This is a genomic window from Ectobacillus polymachus, assembly GCF_048159605.1.
In the GTDB taxonomy this organism is placed as follows: domain Bacteria; phylum Bacillota; class Bacilli; order Bacillales; family Bacillaceae_G; genus Ectobacillus; species Ectobacillus polymachus.
Map to the genome: position 1 here is coordinate 609,830 of NZ_JBLREB010000001.1, position 17,651 is coordinate 627,480.

The window sequence follows — 17,651 nt, forward strand, 5'->3', positions numbered from 1 at the left end:
TTTATTTTTTTGATTATACGTATTGTAACTAAGCATCTTTTAAGAACTTCAATAGATGAATACAAGTGAAATAGGAAGTGTGTAGGGCATGAGAATTTTATTTATTGGTGATGTTGTAGGATCCCCAGGAAGAAAAATGATTGAAGACTATGTACCAAGACTTAAGAAGAAATACAAGCCTACTTTAACAATTATTAATGGAGAGAATGCAGCATCCGGACGGGGAATTACAGAAAAAATTTACCGCGGGTTTTTAGAAAGCGGTGCGCAAGCTGTAACGATGGGTAATCATACGTGGGATAATCGAGATATTTTTGAATTTATAGATGAAGCTAAATACTTAGTTCGTCCTGGAAATTTTCCAGAGGATAATCCCGGAAAAGGAATGATTTTTGTAAATTGTAACGGCGTTGAAGTAGCTGTGATAAATTTACAAGGCAGAACCTTCCTCCCAGCCATTGATTGTCCATTTAAGAAGGCGGACGAATATATTGCTCAAGCAAAAAAACGGACGAATTTTATTTTTATCGACTTCCATGGGGAAGCAACGAGTGAAAAGCAAGCATTAGGATGGTATGTAGATGGAAAAGTAACAGCTGTTGTTGGGACACACACTCATATACAAACAGCAGACAATCGTATTCTTCCGGAAGGAACAGCTTATATTTCTGATGTTGGAATGACAGGACCTTATGATGGTATTTTAGGTATGAGTCGTGAAGCTGTATTGAAAAAGTTTTTAACAAGTCTTCCAGTACGCTTTGAAGTTGCGTCAGGTAGAACTCAGCTTAGTGCAGTACTTATTGACGCAAATCCTCATACAGGAAAGGCTGAAAAAATAGAAAGAATTTTAATCAATGACGATCAACGGTTTTTTGAGTGATTCAGTATTAAATAAAAAATAAAGTTGGATAAGCAGGAATATCTTTCCTTTCTCGTGAATATATGTAAAGTAAATTCTATCGCTTAAACGATATCGAGGAGGAAACTAGGAATGGATATATTAAAAGTTAAAGCTAGTTCTGTACCCAATTCTGTAGCAGGTGCACTGGCAGGAGTAATCCGCGAACGTGGTTCTGCAGAAATGCAGGCAATTGGAGCGGGTGCGCTGAATCAAGCAGTTAAGGCTGTTGCAATTGCAAGAGGATTCGTAGCGCCAAGTGGTCTTGACTTAATTTGTGTCCCAGCTTTCACAGATATTGTAATTGATGGCGAAGAACGTACGGCTATTAAAATTATCGTAGAGCCTCGTTAATTTGGAAAACCTGTTTGCTAAGCAAACAGGTTTTATTTTTTAGGAGGAGAGATACATATGTACATATTCGATGCTCATTGTGATGTGATTTGGCAGCTTTGGGAACATCAAGGAAATTTTGAAAACGATAAACGTCTGCATGTTACGCTGCATAACTTAAAACGAGCCAATGGAAAAATACAATGTTTTGCTATATATATCCCAGATAAAGTGCCGATGGAACAACGATTTGATATTGCTTTAGAAATGATTGAGATTTTCTACCGTGAAATTTTAGAAAAGTATCCGGAAATGAAACTTATTTTGACGAAGAGTGATATCAAAACATTAAAGGAAAATGAAATAGGTGCGATCCTAACTTTAGAGGGCTGCGATGCAATCGGAGCAAATATCGTTCGTCTTCACACGTTATATCGTCTTGGGATACGTTCGATTGGTCTAACTTGGAATTATAGCAATTTTGTTGCAGACGGTGTATTAGAGACACGCGGTGCAGGTCTAACAAGCTTTGGGAAAGAAGTAGTGAACACACTAGATGAATATCATTTGTGGACAGATGTTTCTCACCTTTCAGAAAAAGGGTTTTGGGATGTAATAGCGTTAGCTAAACATCCAATTGCCTCACATTCTAATGCATTTACGATACGAAAGCATCCACGAAATCTAAAGGACGAACAAATTAAAGCACTAATTGATAGGGATGGGATGATTGGCATTACATTCTATCCAGGTTTTATCAAAGATACATCATCTGTGCAAATAATCGATATTCTTCGGCATATTGATCACATTTGTTCATTGGGCGGCGAAGCTAATATAGGATTTGGATCAGACTTTGATGGAATTCATGAAACTGTAGAACAATTACGTTCGTATGCAGACTATGAAAATCTTATTAATGAATTGTTAAAATATTACAAACAAGAGCAGGTAGAACGGTTTCTCTTCACTAATTTTTTGAATCATATTTCTTTTTGAGTTTATTATTAGACAAAAATAAATGTGTACACGCTAAATATGGTGAAAAAGGTAAAAAAATATGTATAAAATGAGTCCAAATTCTTGCTTTTTCTTCGTACTAGGTCTAGAATTGAAAACGAATTAATGTTATGTAAAAATTCATAAAATATTTTTGACAGGTATAATATGCGATTGTTGTAGTTCAAGAATTTAGAAAGTTCTACTATATTTCTGCGTTTTTACTACAAAGTTGCAGCTAAAGGGGTGTAGGAGATGATTAATCAGCTTTCCTGGAAAGTTGGAGGACAGCAAGGTGAAGGAATCGAAAGTACAGGAGAAATTTTCGCTATTGCATTAAATAGAATGGGATATTACCTGTACGGCTATCGCCATTTCTCTTCACGTATTAAAGGCGGTCACACTAACAATAAGATTCGTGTAAGCACAACTGAAGTTCGTGCAATCTCTGATGACTTAGATATTCTTGTAGCTTTTGACCAAGATACAATCAATGTGAACTTCCATGAATTACGAGATGGCGGGATCGTCATTGCGGATTCTAAGTTTAATCCAACTATTCCGGATGATTCTAAAGTTTCTTTGTATGCGGTTCCATTCGTTGAAATTGCTACTGAACTTGGAACATCATTAATGAAAAACATGGTTGCTGTAGGTGCATCATCTGCTATCTTAGGTCTTGATGAAACAGCTTACCTTGAAGTTGTAAATGAAATTTTCGGTAAAAAGGGTCAACAAGTCGTTGAAAAGAACATTGAAGCAATTAAACGCGGCGCCCAATATATGAAAGAATTACTTGGTGAAAATACAAACTTAATGCAACTTGAAAAAGCAGACGGTAAAAAACGTTTATTTATGATTGGTAACGATGCAATTGCATTTGGTGCATTAGCTGGCGGAGCTCGCTTCATGCCTGCATACCCAATCACACCAGCTTCTGAAATTATGGAATTTTTAATTAAGAAGTTTCCAAAAGTAGGCGGAGCTGTTATTCAAACAGAAGATGAAATTGCTGCTTGTACAATGGCAATCGGTGCAAATTACGGCGGTGTTCGTACATTAACTGCATCTGCAGGCCCTGGTTTATCCCTTATGATGGAAGCAATCGGATTATCTGGTATGACAGAAATACCGCTTGTTATCGTTGATACACAACGTGGTGGTCCAAGTACAGGTCTTCCTACAAAACAAGAACAATCTGATTTAATGGCTATGATTTACGGAACTCATGGTGAAATTCCGAAGGTTGTTATTGCCCCAAGTACAGTTGAAGAAGCATTCTATGATGCAGCTGAAGCTTTCAACATTGCTGAAGAGTATCAAGTACCAGTTATTCTAATCACTGACCTTCAACTTTCATTAGGTAAACAAACGGTAAATCCATTAGATCTTAATAAAGTTGAAATTCGTCGTGGTAAGTTAACATTCGAAGATCAACCTGAACGCGTAAACGGCGCATACTTCAATCGTTATGCAGTGACTGAAGATGGCGTGTCTCCTCGTGTTGTACCAGGCGTGAAGAACGGTATTCACCACGTTACTGGTGTAGAACATGCTGAAACAGGTAAACCATCAGAATCACCTTCAAATCGTGAAGCACAAATGAATAAACGTATGCGTAAGCTTGAAAATATCAAATTTAATACCCCTGTTCATGTTAACGCACCACATAAAGATGCAGACATTTTGTTAGTAGGTTTTAACTCTACACGCGGTGCAATTGAAGAAGCAATGGCTCGTCTTGAAGAAGAAGGTCTTAAGGTAAACCATGCTCACATTCGTTTAATTCATCCATTCCCTACAGAGGAAGTATTACCTCTTGTTAAGGATGCAAAACGTGTAATCGTAGTTGAAAACAATGCAACAGGTCAACTTGCTAACATTATGAAGATGAATTTAGGCTATGGTGAAAAAATTTCTAGCCTATTAAAATATGACGGCACTCCGTTCTTACCGAAGGACGTTTACAACGAATGCAAAAAAGGGGTTGTAGTAAATGGCAACATTTAAAGACTTTCGTAATGATGTAAAACCAAACTGGTGCCCAGGATGCGGAGACTTTTCTGTACAAGCTGCGATTCAACGTGCAGCTGCAAATGCTGGACTTGAGCCTGATAACATGGCAGTAATTTCTGGTATCGGTTGTTCTGGACGTATTTCGGGTTACCTTAACACATATGGTTTCCACGGTATTCACGGTCGTGCATTACCAATCGCTCAAGGTGTGAAAATGGCAAACCGTGACTTAAAAGTAATCGCAGCTGGCGGTGATGGCGACGGATTTGCAATCGGTTTAGGACATACAATCCATGCAATTCGCCGTAATATTGATATTACTTATATCGTTATGGATAACCAAATTTACGGTTTAACAAAAGGACAAACTTCACCTCTTAGTGATATAGGCTTTAAAACAAAGAGTACACCACAAGGTTCTATTGAACCTCCTTTGTCTGCAATGGAAATGGCATTAACTGCTGGTGTAACATTCCTTGCACAAAGCTTCTCTAGTGATTTAAAAGAACTTACTCAACTTATTGAAGCTGGTATTAATCATAAAGGTTTCTCATTAATCAACGTATTTAGCCCATGCGTAACGTATAACAAAGTAAATACGTATGATTGGTTTAAAGAAAACTTAGTAAGATTAAGCGATGTTGAAGGCTATGATCCTACTAATCGAGCTTTAGCTATGCAAACATTAATGCAAAATCATGGTCGTGTAACAGGATTAATTTATCAAAATTCTGAACAACCTTCTTACCAAGAGCTTGTAAAAGGATATAGCGAAACACCATTAGTAAACGCTGACCTTAACTTGGATCCAGAAGTATTTAACAAAGTGGTTGCAGAATATATGTAATAGGTATTGAAAAGAACTCCTTCAAGTAGAAGGGGTTCTTTTTTTGTCTATTTTTCTTTCAAATGCCTTAATAAATATATACTTCCTTATCTAATACCTCGAATTTTCCTTATTTTTCCATGTGAAATATGATACCATAGAGAAAAGTCTAGGAATTCAGTGATCCTATATCATCTAACTGTATGGCATGTTGTTTAATTTGTCTAAACGATTTATACTATGAGAATGTGTATGATTTTGTATATTTTATAGGTTTAGATGAATGGAAACAGAAAGGAGATTTTTCATGAACGAGCAACAACGATTAGAAACTACTAAGGTAAATCCTTCGGACAAAAAATCCGGAAAGGATTATAGCAAATACTTTGAAGCCGTTTATCAACCACCATCCTTACGAGATGCAAAAAAACGTGGGAAAGAAGAAATTACAATTCAACGTGATTTTGAAATTCCAGAGGATATGCTTGGAATTGGAAACGGTCGCAAATTTTATATTCGTACGTACGGTTGTCAAATGAATGAGCATGATACAGAAGTAATGGCTGGTATCTTAACCGGATTAGGTTTCGAATCAACTGACACCACAGAGGATGCGGATGTTATTCTGTTAAATACATGTGCCATTCGTGAAAATGCAGAAAATAAAGTGTTTGGAGAAATTGGACATTTAAAACCTCTAAAACAAAAGAATCCAAATGTATTACTTGGAGTATGTGGATGCATGTCGCAAGAAGAATCAGTTGTCAATAAAATTATGCAAAAGCATCCTCACATAGATATGGTGTTTGGAACTCACAACATTCACCGTTTACCTTTTATTTTAAAAGAAGCTATGTTCTCCAAAGAAATGGTTGTTGAAGTTTGGTCAAAAGAAGGAGACGTTATCGAAAATCTGCCTCGTGTACGCCGTGGAGATATAAAAGCATGGGTCAATATTATGTATGGTTGCGATAAGTTTTGTACGTATTGCATTGTACCTTATACACGCGGTAAGGAAAGAAGTCGCCAGCCGGAAGATATCATTCAAGAGGTACGACAATTGGCAGCAGCGGGATATAAAGAAGTTACTCTTCTTGGTCAAAATGTAAATGCCTATGGTAAGGATTTTCCAGATATGAAATACGGTCTTGGAGACTTGATGGAGGAGCTTCGCAAAATTGATATTCCTCGTATTCGCTTTACAACAAGTTATCCAAGTGACTTTGATGATCGCTTAATTGAAGTATTAGCAAAGGGCGGCAACTTACTTGAGCATATTCATTTGCCTGTTCAATCAGGAAGTAACGAAGTGTTAAAAATAATGGCTCGTAAATATACACGTGAACAGTATCTAGAGCTTGTTCGGAAAATAAAGGCGGCAATTCCGAATGCTTCTTTTACTACTGATATTATTGTCGGATACCCGAACGAAACCGAGGAACAGTTCCAGGAAACGTTATCTTTATATCGTGAAGTAGAATACGATAGTGCGTACACATTTATCTATTCTCCGCGCGAAGGAACACCGGCAGCAAAAATGATTGATAATGTTCCATTAGAAGTGAAAAAAGATCGCTTACAACGTCTAAACGCAGTTGTAAATGAAATTTCTGCAAAGAAAAACTTAGCATACCAAGATCAAATTGTAGAAGTGCTCGTTGAAGGGGAAAGCAAAAACAATCCAGATGTATTAGCTGGATATACTCGTAAAACCAAGTTAGTAAACTTCATTGGACCGAAAACTGCGATTGGAAAGATTGTTAACGTTCGTATTACGGAAGCAAAAACGTGGTCGCTTAACGGAGTGATTATCGAAACGCCAATTGAGGTGAAATAATGTATACGAAAGATGAAATCATCGAACAAGCAAAGCAATTAGCACAGATGATAGCTGAAACAGAAGAGGTTGATTTTTTCAAGCGTGCAGAAGAGAAAATTCATAAAAATGAAACGATAAAAAGTACAATTGATAAAATTAAGTCTTTACAAAAGCAAGCTGTCAGTTTGCAGCATTATGGGAAAACACAAGCATTGAAAAAAGTAGAAGATGAATTAGACGAGTTGCAGAATCAATTACACACCCTTCCAATTGTGCAACAATTTCAATCTTCTCAAACGTATGTAAATGATTTGCTGCAGCTTGTATCGAATACGATTTCTAATACAGTTACAGATCATATCATCATTTCTACTGATGGTGATGTTTTAAAAGGTGAAACAGGAGCGGAAGTCGAAAGTAAACAAAATCGTTAAATGCTGCATCCTGCTATTCACTTAAAATTTTATTGTCAACAAATGCAAAGAGATGTCGAACTTTTGACATCTCTTTTTTTTGAAATCAAGAACGTATTCAAAGTTTCCAGCATAAACTGTATTAAGAGGATGCTATGTTCGAAAAGCCACCTCTTTCTAGGCTTTTTTTTGGAGTGCAATGACACATTCCACTAATGTCTCGCATAAGATGAATTGAATAGTGATTTGAGGAGGGTTTGGAATGTCCGAATATAGAGAAATTATTACGAAGGCGGTCGTCGGCAAGGGACGTCAATATATGAAGTCGACTCATACGATTGATCCGAACCATACGCCGACAAGTATTTTAGGATGCTGGGTTATTAATCATGCCTATGAAGCAAAAAAACATGGAAAGTCTGTGGAAATTGAAGGATATTATGATATTAACACATGGTATTCGTATGATGATAACACAAAAACAGAGGTAGTAACAAAGCGTGTGCATTATAAAGATGCGGTAAAAATACGGTATAGAGACAAGAACTACATCGGAGAAGACCATGAAATTATTGCACGTGTCATTCAACATCCCAATTGTTTAGAAGCCATCATTTCTCCAAATGGAAATAAAATTGTAGTGACCGTAGAGCGCGAATTCATTGTAGAAATAATTGGAGAAACAAAGGTATGCGTTCAAGTAGATCCAGATGGTTGTCAAGACAATGATGAAGGATTTTTTGAGATTGATGATGATGAATTTGAAGACTTAGATCCAAACTTTATTTTAGATGCTGAAGAAGAATAAAAAAAGCTAGGGAGCCTGACTTCCTAGCTCTTCTTTATAATAGGGTTCCCATTATCTTTCATTTTAAAAGACATACGAATAGCTAAGTCCGTAAATCGTTACTAGCAATTCCTAAAGGGACTCATGAAAAGAATATGATATAATACAAGGTAGGAAATAGATAAAGAGGTGTGGTAAATAGCATGGCTCAATATACGCCAATGATACAACAATATTTACAAGTGAAGGCAGACTATGAAGATGCCTTTTTATTTTTTCGTCTCGGAGACTTTTACGAGATGTTCTTTGATGATGCGATAAAAGCTGCACATGAGCTTGAAATTACATTAACGAGTCGTGATGGTGGGAGTACGGAAAAAATTCCAATGTGCGGTGTTCCTTATCACGCTGCTTCAGGTTACATAGAACAGCTTGTAAATAAAGGATTTAAGGTTGCAATTTGTGAACAGGTGGAGGATCCAAAGAAAGCAAAAGGGATTGTACGACGTGAAGTGATTCAGCTTATTACTCCTGGAACGATGATGGAAGGACGATCTATTAGTGAGAAGGAAAATAATTTTCTTGTTTCTGTGACGTACTTTGAGGATGGTTCTTACGGACTAGCATGCAATGACCTTTCAACTGGACAAAACACAGTGACACTTTTATCGGGTTCTGTGGAGGATGTCATGCTTGAAGTATATTCATTAGGAGCGAAGGAAATTGTTCTTTCCCGTAATTTTCCGCAGGATGAACTAGCTACTATTACAGCTGCACTCAAAATTACCGTTTCCTATGAAGAGGAAGCAACTATTCCAGAGCATTTACAGCATCTCGCACAGCATATTGAACAGAAAAAACTATTGACAACGGTAGGCCGCTTGCTACAATACGTGCTCCGTACACAAAAACGCTCATTAGATCATTTGCAGCCTGTTGAAATTTATCATTACAATCAGTTCATGAAGATGGATGTTCACTCAAAGCGAAATTTAGAGCTAACGGAAACCATTCGGACGAAGGAAAAAACAGGATCACTCCTTTGGCTGCTTGATAAGACGAAAACAGCCATGGGAGGACGGATGCTAAAGCAATGGATGGAACGTCCGCTTGTAGATACGGAACAAATACAAGCACGTCAAAATATGGTCGAAACGTTTGTTTTAAATTATTTCGTTAGAGAAGATATAAAAGAAAAACTAAAGGAAGTATATGATTTAGAGAGATTAGCAGGTAGAGTGGCATATGGAAACGTAAATGCACGAGATTTATTACAATTAAAGAGATCTTTGCAGCAGGTTCCAAATATTTTACAATTAGTTGCGCAATTAAATAACTCGCACGCGAATGACCTAATTACAAACGTTGATACGTGTGGAAGCCTAATGGAACTTCTTGAACGCAGTATTATCGATAATCCTCCTTTATCCATTAAAGAAGGAAATATTATAAAAGATGATTATGATAAAAAATTAGACGAATATCGCTATATAAGCAAAAATGGAAAAACATGGATTTCTGAATTGGAACATCGTGAGCGGGAGCTGACAGGTATTAAGTCCTTGAAAATTGGATATAACCGTATTTTTGGCTATTATATTGAAGTGACGAGAGCTAATTTATCTATGCTACCTGAAGGACGCTATGAACGAAAACAAACACTTGCTAATGCGGAGCGTTTTATCACAGATGAGCTAAAGGAAAAGGAAGCACTTATATTAGGAGCTGAAGAAAAAATTGTCCAGCTCGAATACGATTTATTTGTCCAGCTCCGTGAACAAGTGAAAGCTTATATTCCGAAATTACAGCATTTAGCTAAAGTTATTAGTGAGTTGGATGTCCTCCAAAGCTTTGCGACAGTAAGTGAAGAGGAGCAATTTGTAAAACCAGCGCTTTCCAAAAAACGTGAAATCAAGATTACCGATGGGCGTCATCCTGTTGTAGAAAAGGTACTTCAAGCTAAAATCTATGTTCCAAATGACGTAATGATGGGCGAAAGATTAGACGTCCTGCTAATAACAGGACCAAATATGTCTGGGAAGAGCACGTATATGCGTCAGCTTGCACTGATTGCTGTAATGACGCAGATTGGATGCTTCGTTCCAGCTAGTGAAGCAGAGATGCCAGTTTTTGATCAAATCTTTACTCGAATAGGGGCAGCAGACGATCTTATTTCAGGACAAAGTACCTTTATGGTTGAAATGTTAGAGGCGCGAAATGCAATAGCAAATGCAACACAAAATAGCTTAATTCTGTTTGATGAAATTGGACGAGGAACGTCTACTTATGATGGTATGGCGTTAGCACAGGCAATTATTGAGTATATACATGATCATATTGGTGCAAAGACACTCTTTTCCACACACTATCATGAGTTAACCGTACTTGATAAGGAATTGCAAAAGCTAAAAAATGTCCATGTAGCTGCTATTGAAGAAAACGGGCATGTTGTGTTTCTTCATAAAATTAAAAATGGTGCGGCTGATAAAAGCTACGGTATTCACGTGGCAGAACTTGCAAAATTGCCTGCCAGACTCATTTCCCGTGCAACTGACATACTTGCTAAACTGGAAGGAGTACAGGCAGAGGAGATGGCGAAGGTAATTGATTCGAAGCAGACTATCCATCAAGAAGATATGCAAAATGAAAGTTCCGATGAATCGCAGCTTTCATTCTTTTCAATCGATACGAAACCAACATCAAAGCAAATATTATCATCACAGGACAAGGTAGCGATCGAACAACTGAAAAAATTAAACATTTTAGAAATGACACCGCTAGAAGCCATGAATGAATTGTATCAGCTACAAAAACAAGTTAAGAAAGGATAACAAAATGGGGAAAATTCGCAAGCTCGATGAACAACTGTCCAATTTAATAGCGGCTGGTGAAGTTGTAGAGCGCCCTTCTTCTGTTGTAAAGGAACTCGTGGAAAATGCGATTGATGCAAACAGTACCGTTATTGAAATACATCTAGAAGAAGCGGGATTATCAAAAATACGAATCATTGATAACGGCGATGGTATTGAAGAGAGCGATTGTACCCTTGCATTTGATCGTCATGCAACGAGTAAAATTCAAGATGAAAATGATTTATTTCGTATTCGTACGCTCGGATTTCGCGGTGAAGCATTGCCAAGTATTGCTTCTGTAAGCGAACTTACGCTAACGACGAGTACGGGTGATACACCAGGTACACATCTTGTCATGAAGGGCGGCGAAATTTTATCAAAGGAAAAAACATCGAGCCGCAAAGGGACAGATATAACCGTTCAAAATCTATTTTATAATACACCAGCGCGTTTAAAATATATGAAAAGCATTCATACAGAACTCGGAAATATAACCGATATCGTGAATCGAATTGCTCTTTCACATCCGACCGTTTCACTACGGATGTTTCATAACGGAAAAAAATTGCTCCATACGTCTGGTAATGGAGATGTTCGCCAAGTTATGGCAGCGATTTATGGGATTCAAATTGCTAAAAAGCTGATTCCAATTGAAGCAGAGTCGCTTGATTTTAAGATAAAAGGATATGCAGCTCTTCCTGAAGTATCGCGTGCCTCTCGTAACTACATTACAACAATTGTGAATGGACGTTATGTACGCAACTATTCGTTAGTAAGGGCTATCGTCCAAGGCTACCATACACTGCTTATGATTGGTCGGTTTCCTATTATCTATTTTTCTATTGAAATGGATCCTGTTCTTGTGGATGTGAACGTGCATCCTTCGAAACTAGAAGTTCGGTTTAGTAAAGAAGCAGAATTGCAGGAATTAATTGAATCCACAATTAAACAAGCATTTTCACGCCTGCAGCTGATTCCAGATGCAATGGTGCAAACGAAAAAACCTGTACGCCAAGAAAGCGTTCAGGAATCATTTCTTCTTGAACATCGTTACTCACCTGAGATTTCTATGCCGACTGGTATGCTTACACAGGAATCATCAAGTACGGAAACGTATGTGGAAGAAAATAAGCAGGACGAACCTGCACGGCTTTCTGATGAACAGGAAGAAACGATAGTTGAAGATGATCATTTTCGTGATTTACAAAATGAAATTCTACAAGAAGATTGGGATGACGTTCCGGAAATACAAAGTAAGGGAAATGAACTCCCGCCTTTGTATCCAATTGGACAAATGCACGGAACCTATATTTTGGCACAAAATGATAAGGGATTGTATATTATTGATCAGCATGCTGCTCAAGAACGAATCAACTATGAATATTTTCGTGAAAAGGTAGGCCGTGTTCATTCTGAATTGCAGGAGCTGCTTGTGCCTTATCGTATTGATTTATCATTAAACGAATATTTGAAGGTAGAAGAACAGCTAGATGAATTAAAAAAGGTTGGACTCTTTTTAGAACCATTCGGGGGGCAAAGCTTTATCATACGTTCCCATCCAACTTGGTTTCCAAAAGGAGAAGAAACGGAAATTATTGAGGAAATGATGCAACAGGTGCTTCAGCATAAAAAAGCAGATGTGAAAAAGCTGCGTGAAGACGCGGCTATCATGATGAGTTGCAAAGCATCCATTAAAGCAAATCACCACTTGAAACAAGAAGAAATTTTTGCCTTGTTGGAGGATTTACGGAAAACAACCAATCCATACACTTGTCCGCATGGACGTCCGATTGTAGTTCACCATTCAACGTATGAGCTTGAGAAGATGTTTAAACGGGTTTTGTAATGGGTATTAGTGCTGTACCCCATTTATAAATTGTGACTTATAAGAAATGAGCTATCTCATAAATCGATACGATTTGAGATAGCTCATTTCTTTTTACTATGTAACCCGATCGTCATAACACGAGCACGCAACAGTCTACCTTGCACTACTAAAGATCGTCAGTCTACCCATCACTACTCTTTCGAATAGAAATGAGCAGCCTACCACCATTAGTAATGGTTCGTTCGACTGTACCAAATACCTGTACAACCTTATATAACCTTTCGGCTACATAAGACCGTTAGCTTGGCAAGAGAATGGCTCTTTCTATGCATGCAGCACTTAGTACAATCTTAGCTCGACCTCATACGATAGGTTGGAACCCTCTTGTAATCATATTCATGAAATACGACTACAAAAAAGCTTTTCCCAACCGTAGGAGATCTTAACGCCGACTACATACAAACCAATAGTTTGACCTGTATGTAATCTTTGTTCGACTCCTATACACCTCTTCAAGCATATAGAAATCTTCACTCAACTGTTGCGTACCCGATGTATGTATCATGTGCAAGTTTAAGATCAATATACACGATTCATAAAAAAAGATCGCTTGACGATTTCGTCAAGCGATTCCATAGAGGGTACTACTAGTGTAAAGCTTATGTATCATTATAAACCATTTCGAATTTTTATGAAATGAAAATTCGAAAAATTTTGTAATTGATAGTGCATAATGGTAACAATGGTATGTTGCTTGAGGGTTGTTCATTGCTATGTGTGTCTGTTTTTATGATGGCAGCAGGGTTTTCCCAGTTAATAAATTGTAGGCTGCATAAAGCTTAATTTGTATGTACTCATAGTCATGGTTATTGGATAGAGATGCTTGTAAAGAACGCAGTACATACTCAAGTGCAATTTGCATATCCTCTGCTGAACAAGACAATTGTTTTGTTGAAGTTTGTACGATTAGATCATTGATGTGGGATTGTAAAATAGTTTTATCTTCCATATATACATCTCCCTTTCCTTTTCTCAAGAATCTTATACTTAGTGTAGGTATTACATTCTATGATGGAAGTGGACAAACTATGATGAATACGATAAAATTTATGAGGCTTCAACATTTTGAAAAAAATAGCGCTTATTTCTTATATATTTGCTGAAATTGGGTAGAATGGTCTGATGTAAACTTTACATAAAAGAGAGTGAAACGAGTGGGAGAGATATTACGGGAGAAGGTCATTGTCATTATTGGTCCAACGGCAGTTGGAAAAACGAAATTAAGTATTGAGCTTGCAAAAAGGTGGAATGGCGAAATCATTAGTGGGGATTCCATGCAAATTTATCGGACAATGGATATTGGGACAGCGAAAGTAACAAAGGAAGAGATGGATACGATTCCTCACCATATGATCGATATTAAGGAACCAGAAGAATCCTTTTCGGTTGCTGAATTTCAAGCATGTGTGCGTAGACACATTCGAGACATAACCAACCGAGGAAAGCTTCCAATTATTGTTGGAGGGACTGGCTTATACATACAATCTGTTTTATATAACTATCAGTTTACAGAGGTTGCAGGGGATGCCTCGTATCGACATGAGTTAGAAAGGTTTGCCGAGAGAGAAGGAGCTATAGCTTTATATGAAAAATTAGTGGAAATCGATCGGGAACGTGCAGCTCATATTCATCCCAATAATGTTAGACGTGTCATACGTGCCTTGGAAATTCATCATACTTCTGGAGAAAAAATGAGTGAAGTGTTAGAAGGACAAGAGAATGATATCGTATATGATGCGGCTATCATCGGCCTTACGATGGAACGTAGCAAATTATATGATCGTATAAATGAGCGAGTAGACATAATGATGAAGCAAGGCTTATTAGATGAAGTTCGTTCTTTATACAATGCAGGTATACGGAATTGTCAATCCATCCAAGCAATTGGATATAAAGAACTGTATCAGTATTTTGAAGGGGCCATCTCGTTAGATGAAGCAGTCCAAATGTTAAAAACAAACTCACGCCGTTATGCAAAGCGGCAGCTTACTTGGTTTCGTAATAAAATGGACGTAGCATGGTTTGATGTGACAGATCAAACAAAAACGAAAGAAATTTTAAAATATGTAGAAGGAAAGCTACAACTTTAGTCGAAATTAATAAAGTAGAGAAAAAGAGGAGGATTCGACATGAAGCAATCTATCAATATTCAAGACCAATTTTTAAATCAACTACGTAAGGATAACACGTATGTTACGCTGTACTTGTTAAATGGCTTCCAACTTCGCGGTCTCGTTAAAGGATTCGATAATTTTACAGTATTGTTGGAAACAGATGGCAAGCAGCAGCTTATTTATAAACATGCTATTTCTACTTTCGTTCCACAAAAGAATGTTAGCATTGAATTAGAATAGTACATATTTGTGTTTGGAGATATATAGGTACATAGTAGATGACCCTACCGGGGTGATTCGCATGAGGGAACGAATAAAAGGAGCTTACCTTTTATTCGTTCCTTCTTTACTTTTTTCATAGTCTACATAGCGTTTCAAAGATAGCTTTGTTTTAAAGCCTACACATTTCATAATAGCATCTTCATTTTCACCACATTGGATAAGACGAAGAATATAGGTGTTACGTAAATGCTGAGCAGAAATTCCTTTACGTAGACCAGCACGTGCTACTTCTTGGCGGATCATTTTTTGAATAGAGATTTCTGTTAGTTCCTTAGGAGCATCATTCTCGTATACCCATTTAAAGGTGCCTCGATTAAAGTCAAATGCTACAAAAAATGGATCACGGGAATGATATTTCGGACGAACGGGTTCGGGTATTGTTTTATAGTATTGATAAAGAACTTTCTTATCTTCATTTTGCAAGGTAATCGATCGTTCTAAACCTGACACCGGAGGAATATAAATTGTATTATGTTCAAAATGCACGTCTTGCATGCATAGTAAGCTTAGTTCTTGTAGTGATAATCCATAATTTAACATAAGTAAAACAATAGAGCGATTACGATCAATTAAAAAAGGACGAACAGATAGTTGTTTTTCGGATAGTCCTTCTAGTGATATAATCGTTTTTTTTAGCTTTATTTCCTCTTTTTTTGAAATAAAATCTTCATTACGAAGTGCTCTGTCAGGTTGATTGATGATTTCAATACCTTGCAAAGGATTTATTATTGCTGGAGTCGATTGTTGTAAAAAATAATAGAGACGGTTTAAAGCAATATATACACGATGTATTGTTTTATCAGAATAATTTCGAGTGTGTTTTAATTCAAAAAAGTAATTTTCGTAGTCTTGAGTAGAAAGTGAAGACCATATATTGTTAAGAGAACGATTATTATTTGTTTTAACCCAATTTAGAAAGTTTTCAATGTCGTAAACATATCGTTTGATGGTAGACTGCTTTCGCCCAATACTCGTTAAAAAAGCAGTAAAAGACATAATCGTACGTTCTATTTCTTCACTTTGAACTCGTTTTAATTGCATAAGTCCACCACCCCCTATTTTGTAGTACATTATAACAGAAAACTGTAATAGATGGTTGATTTCCTAAGAATACGTAAAACATGACATTCATTTTTCAATGGGAGGTGTGTCCTTGGAACAATCTACTCGAAAGAAAAATCGAAATCAAATTAATATCGTATTAAATAGAGAGAAGTCATCCGTTATACAGCCTTCTCGAGCAAGTATAGAGGAGGAGGTAGAAACAAAACATGAAATGTTAAAGCAAGTCGAAGAGGAAATGGGAAAACTTGTTGGAATGGACAATTTAAAACGAATTATAAAAGAAATATATGCATGGATATATGTAAATAAAAAGCGGCAAGAAGCAGGTATTAAAGCAGAGAAACAAGTGCTGCATATGTTATTTAAAGGAAATCCAGGAACGGGAAAGACTACTGTAGCTCGTATTATTGGAACGTTATTATATAAAATGGACGTACTGTCAAAAGGACATTTAGTAGAAGCGGAGCGGGCAGATCTAGTAGGAGAATACATTGGCCATACTGCACAAAAAACACGGGATTTAATTAAGAAATCAATGGGTGGTATATTATTTATTGATGAAGCATATTCGCTTGCCAGGGGTGGCGAAAAAGACTTTGGAAAGGAAGCAATTGATACTCTTGTAAAGCATATGGAAGATAAGCAGCATGATTTTGTTCTTATATTAGCAGGATATTCTCGTGAAATGAATCATTTTCTTTCATTAAACCCAGGCTTGCAATCACGTTTTCCGTTTATTATTGATTTTCCTGACTATACAGTCAATCAATTGTTGGAAATCGGAAGACGTATGTATGTTGAACGTGAGTATCAGATTACAAAGGAAGCAGAGTGGAAGCTGCGTGATCATTTAAATGCAGTGAAATATTCATCAAACGTTACTTCCTTTAGTAATGGGCGTTATGTACGCAATATTATTGAAAAATCTGTTCGTTTGCAAGCGATGCGCTTGCTAGCACAAGATACGTATGATAAATATGATTTATTAACTATTTCATGTGCAGATTTAGATTTCGAAGATGAACCACATAACTAATCCTCAGTAGGGAGTAGCCCTACTGAGGGAAGTTTCACTTTATCAAGACTTTGTTTTTGCTGCATTTTCTAGTTTTGTTTTTGGATCACGTGTAGCTCCTGGTGCTTGTCCTTGGTTATTAATACTGCTTGATACTTGGCCGCGATTGCGGCCGTTATTTCCTTTTGCCATCTAATCCTCTCCTTCCTCACGTTTGTGTTTTTGATAATGTTCTTCCATTTTTTTGCTTTTTGTAGCAGGTGATGTGGGTGTCATCTTAATTTGCCTAACGGAGCTTTTTTGTTTTCCCATGTTTACATGGTTTGTCATGCTTCCACCTC

The 17,651-nt window shown here is 37.1% G+C and carries 17 protein-coding genes; 13 read left to right on the forward strand and 4 right to left on the reverse strand.

What is annotated here, in order from left to right; genetic code table 11:
• Positions 1-88: 88 nt before the first annotated feature.
• From ACM5BR_RS03050 to mutL, 10 genes are all read left to right on the forward strand, one after another.
• On the forward strand, positions 89-883 hold the full coding sequence (locus ACM5BR_RS03050) for a TIGR00282 family metallophosphoesterase (RefSeq protein ID WP_416825756.1): 795 nt from the start codon (positions 89-91) through the stop codon (positions 881-883).
• A 111-nt stretch (positions 884-994) separates the two neighbouring features.
• Positions 995-1,255, forward strand: a complete 261-nt coding sequence (locus ACM5BR_RS03055; protein WP_416825758.1) for a stage V sporulation protein S — start codon at positions 995-997, stop codon at positions 1,253-1,255.
• Positions 1,256-1,312: 57 nt separating this feature from the next.
• A complete protein-coding gene (locus ACM5BR_RS03060) occupies positions 1,313-2,233 on the forward strand; it encodes a dipeptidase (RefSeq protein ID WP_416825760.1) in 921 nt (306 codons plus the stop codon).
• Positions 2,234-2,488: 255 nt separating this feature from the next.
• Positions 2,489-4,243, forward strand: a complete 1,755-nt coding sequence (locus ACM5BR_RS03065; RefSeq protein ID WP_416825762.1) for a 2-oxoacid:acceptor oxidoreductase subunit alpha — start codon at positions 2,489-2,491, stop codon at positions 4,241-4,243.
• Positions 4,230-5,096, forward strand: a complete 867-nt coding sequence (locus tag ACM5BR_RS03070) for a 2-oxoacid:ferredoxin oxidoreductase subunit beta (RefSeq protein ID WP_416825764.1) — start codon at positions 4,230-4,232, stop codon at positions 5,094-5,096. Before ACM5BR_RS03065 ends, ACM5BR_RS03070 begins: the two co-directional genes overlap by 14 nt.
• A gap of 286 nt (positions 5,097-5,382) precedes the next feature.
• Positions 5,383-6,912: a tRNA (N6-isopentenyl adenosine(37)-C2)-methylthiotransferase MiaB gene (gene miaB / locus ACM5BR_RS03075; protein ID WP_416825766.1), complete on the forward strand. Its 1,530-nt coding sequence runs from the start codon at positions 5,383-5,385 to the stop codon at positions 6,910-6,912.
• Positions 6,912-7,328, forward strand: a complete 417-nt coding sequence (locus ACM5BR_RS03080) for a YlbF/YmcA family competence regulator (RefSeq protein ID WP_416825768.1) — start codon at positions 6,912-6,914, stop codon at positions 7,326-7,328. Before miaB ends, ACM5BR_RS03080 begins: the two co-directional genes overlap by 1 nt.
• A 241-nt stretch (positions 7,329-7,569) precedes the next feature.
• A complete protein-coding gene (locus ACM5BR_RS03085) occupies positions 7,570-8,115 on the forward strand; it encodes an outer spore coat protein CotE (protein ID WP_416825770.1) in 546 nt (181 codons plus the stop codon).
• Positions 8,116-8,297: 182 nt separating this feature from the next.
• Positions 8,298-10,925, forward strand: coding sequence for a DNA mismatch repair protein MutS (mutS, locus tag ACM5BR_RS03090; RefSeq protein ID WP_416825772.1), 2,628 nt, complete (start codon positions 8,298-8,300; stop codon positions 10,923-10,925).
• 4 nt (positions 10,926-10,929) lie between these two features.
• A complete protein-coding gene (mutL, locus tag ACM5BR_RS03095) occupies positions 10,930-12,792 on the forward strand; it encodes a DNA mismatch repair endonuclease MutL (protein WP_416825774.1) in 1,863 nt (620 codons plus the stop codon).
• A gap of 769 nt (positions 12,793-13,561) precedes the next feature.
• Here mutL and ACM5BR_RS03100 read toward each other — a convergent pair.
• Entirely contained in the window at positions 13,562-13,783 is a 222-nt protein-coding gene (locus tag ACM5BR_RS03100; RefSeq protein ID WP_416825776.1) for a hypothetical protein, read from the reverse strand.
• Positions 13,784-13,988: 205 nt separating this feature from the next.
• On the opposite strand from ACM5BR_RS03100, the gene miaA reads away from it, so the two are divergent.
• Both miaA and hfq read left to right on the forward strand, forming a co-directional pair.
• Complete coding sequence (gene miaA, locus ACM5BR_RS03105) at positions 13,989-14,924, forward strand: tRNA (adenosine(37)-N6)-dimethylallyltransferase MiaA (RefSeq protein WP_416825778.1); 936 nt, start codon at positions 13,989-13,991, stop codon at positions 14,922-14,924.
• Positions 14,925-14,963: 39 nt separating this feature from the next.
• On the forward strand, positions 14,964-15,188 hold the full coding sequence (gene hfq, locus ACM5BR_RS03110; RefSeq protein ID WP_416825780.1) for an RNA chaperone Hfq: 225 nt from the start codon (positions 14,964-14,966) through the stop codon (positions 15,186-15,188).
• Positions 15,189-15,272: 84 nt separating this feature from the next.
• Here the strand turns inward: hfq and ACM5BR_RS03115 are convergent, their stop codons facing one another.
• Positions 15,273-16,271 carry a tyrosine-type recombinase/integrase gene (locus tag ACM5BR_RS03115; protein ID WP_416825782.1) on the reverse strand — a complete coding sequence of 333 codons (999 nt, stop codon included), beginning with the start codon at positions 16,269-16,271 and terminating at the stop codon, positions 15,273-15,275.
• A gap of 112 nt (positions 16,272-16,383) precedes the next feature.
• Here ACM5BR_RS03115 and spoVK point away from each other — a divergent pair, with 112 nt between their 5' ends.
• On the forward strand, positions 16,384-17,331 hold the full coding sequence (gene spoVK / locus ACM5BR_RS03120; RefSeq protein WP_416825784.1) for a stage V sporulation protein K: 948 nt from the start codon (positions 16,384-16,386) through the stop codon (positions 17,329-17,331).
• Between the two features lie 42 nt (positions 17,332-17,373).
• On the opposite strand, the gene ACM5BR_RS03125 is transcribed toward spoVK, so the two are convergent.
• Complete coding sequence (locus ACM5BR_RS03125; RefSeq protein WP_416825786.1) at positions 17,374-17,502, reverse strand: hypothetical protein; 129 nt, start codon at positions 17,500-17,502, stop codon at positions 17,374-17,376.
• Complete coding sequence (locus ACM5BR_RS03130; RefSeq protein ID WP_416825788.1) at positions 17,503-17,640, reverse strand: hypothetical protein; 138 nt, start codon at positions 17,638-17,640, stop codon at positions 17,503-17,505.
• Positions 17,641-17,651 lie beyond the last annotated feature (11 nt).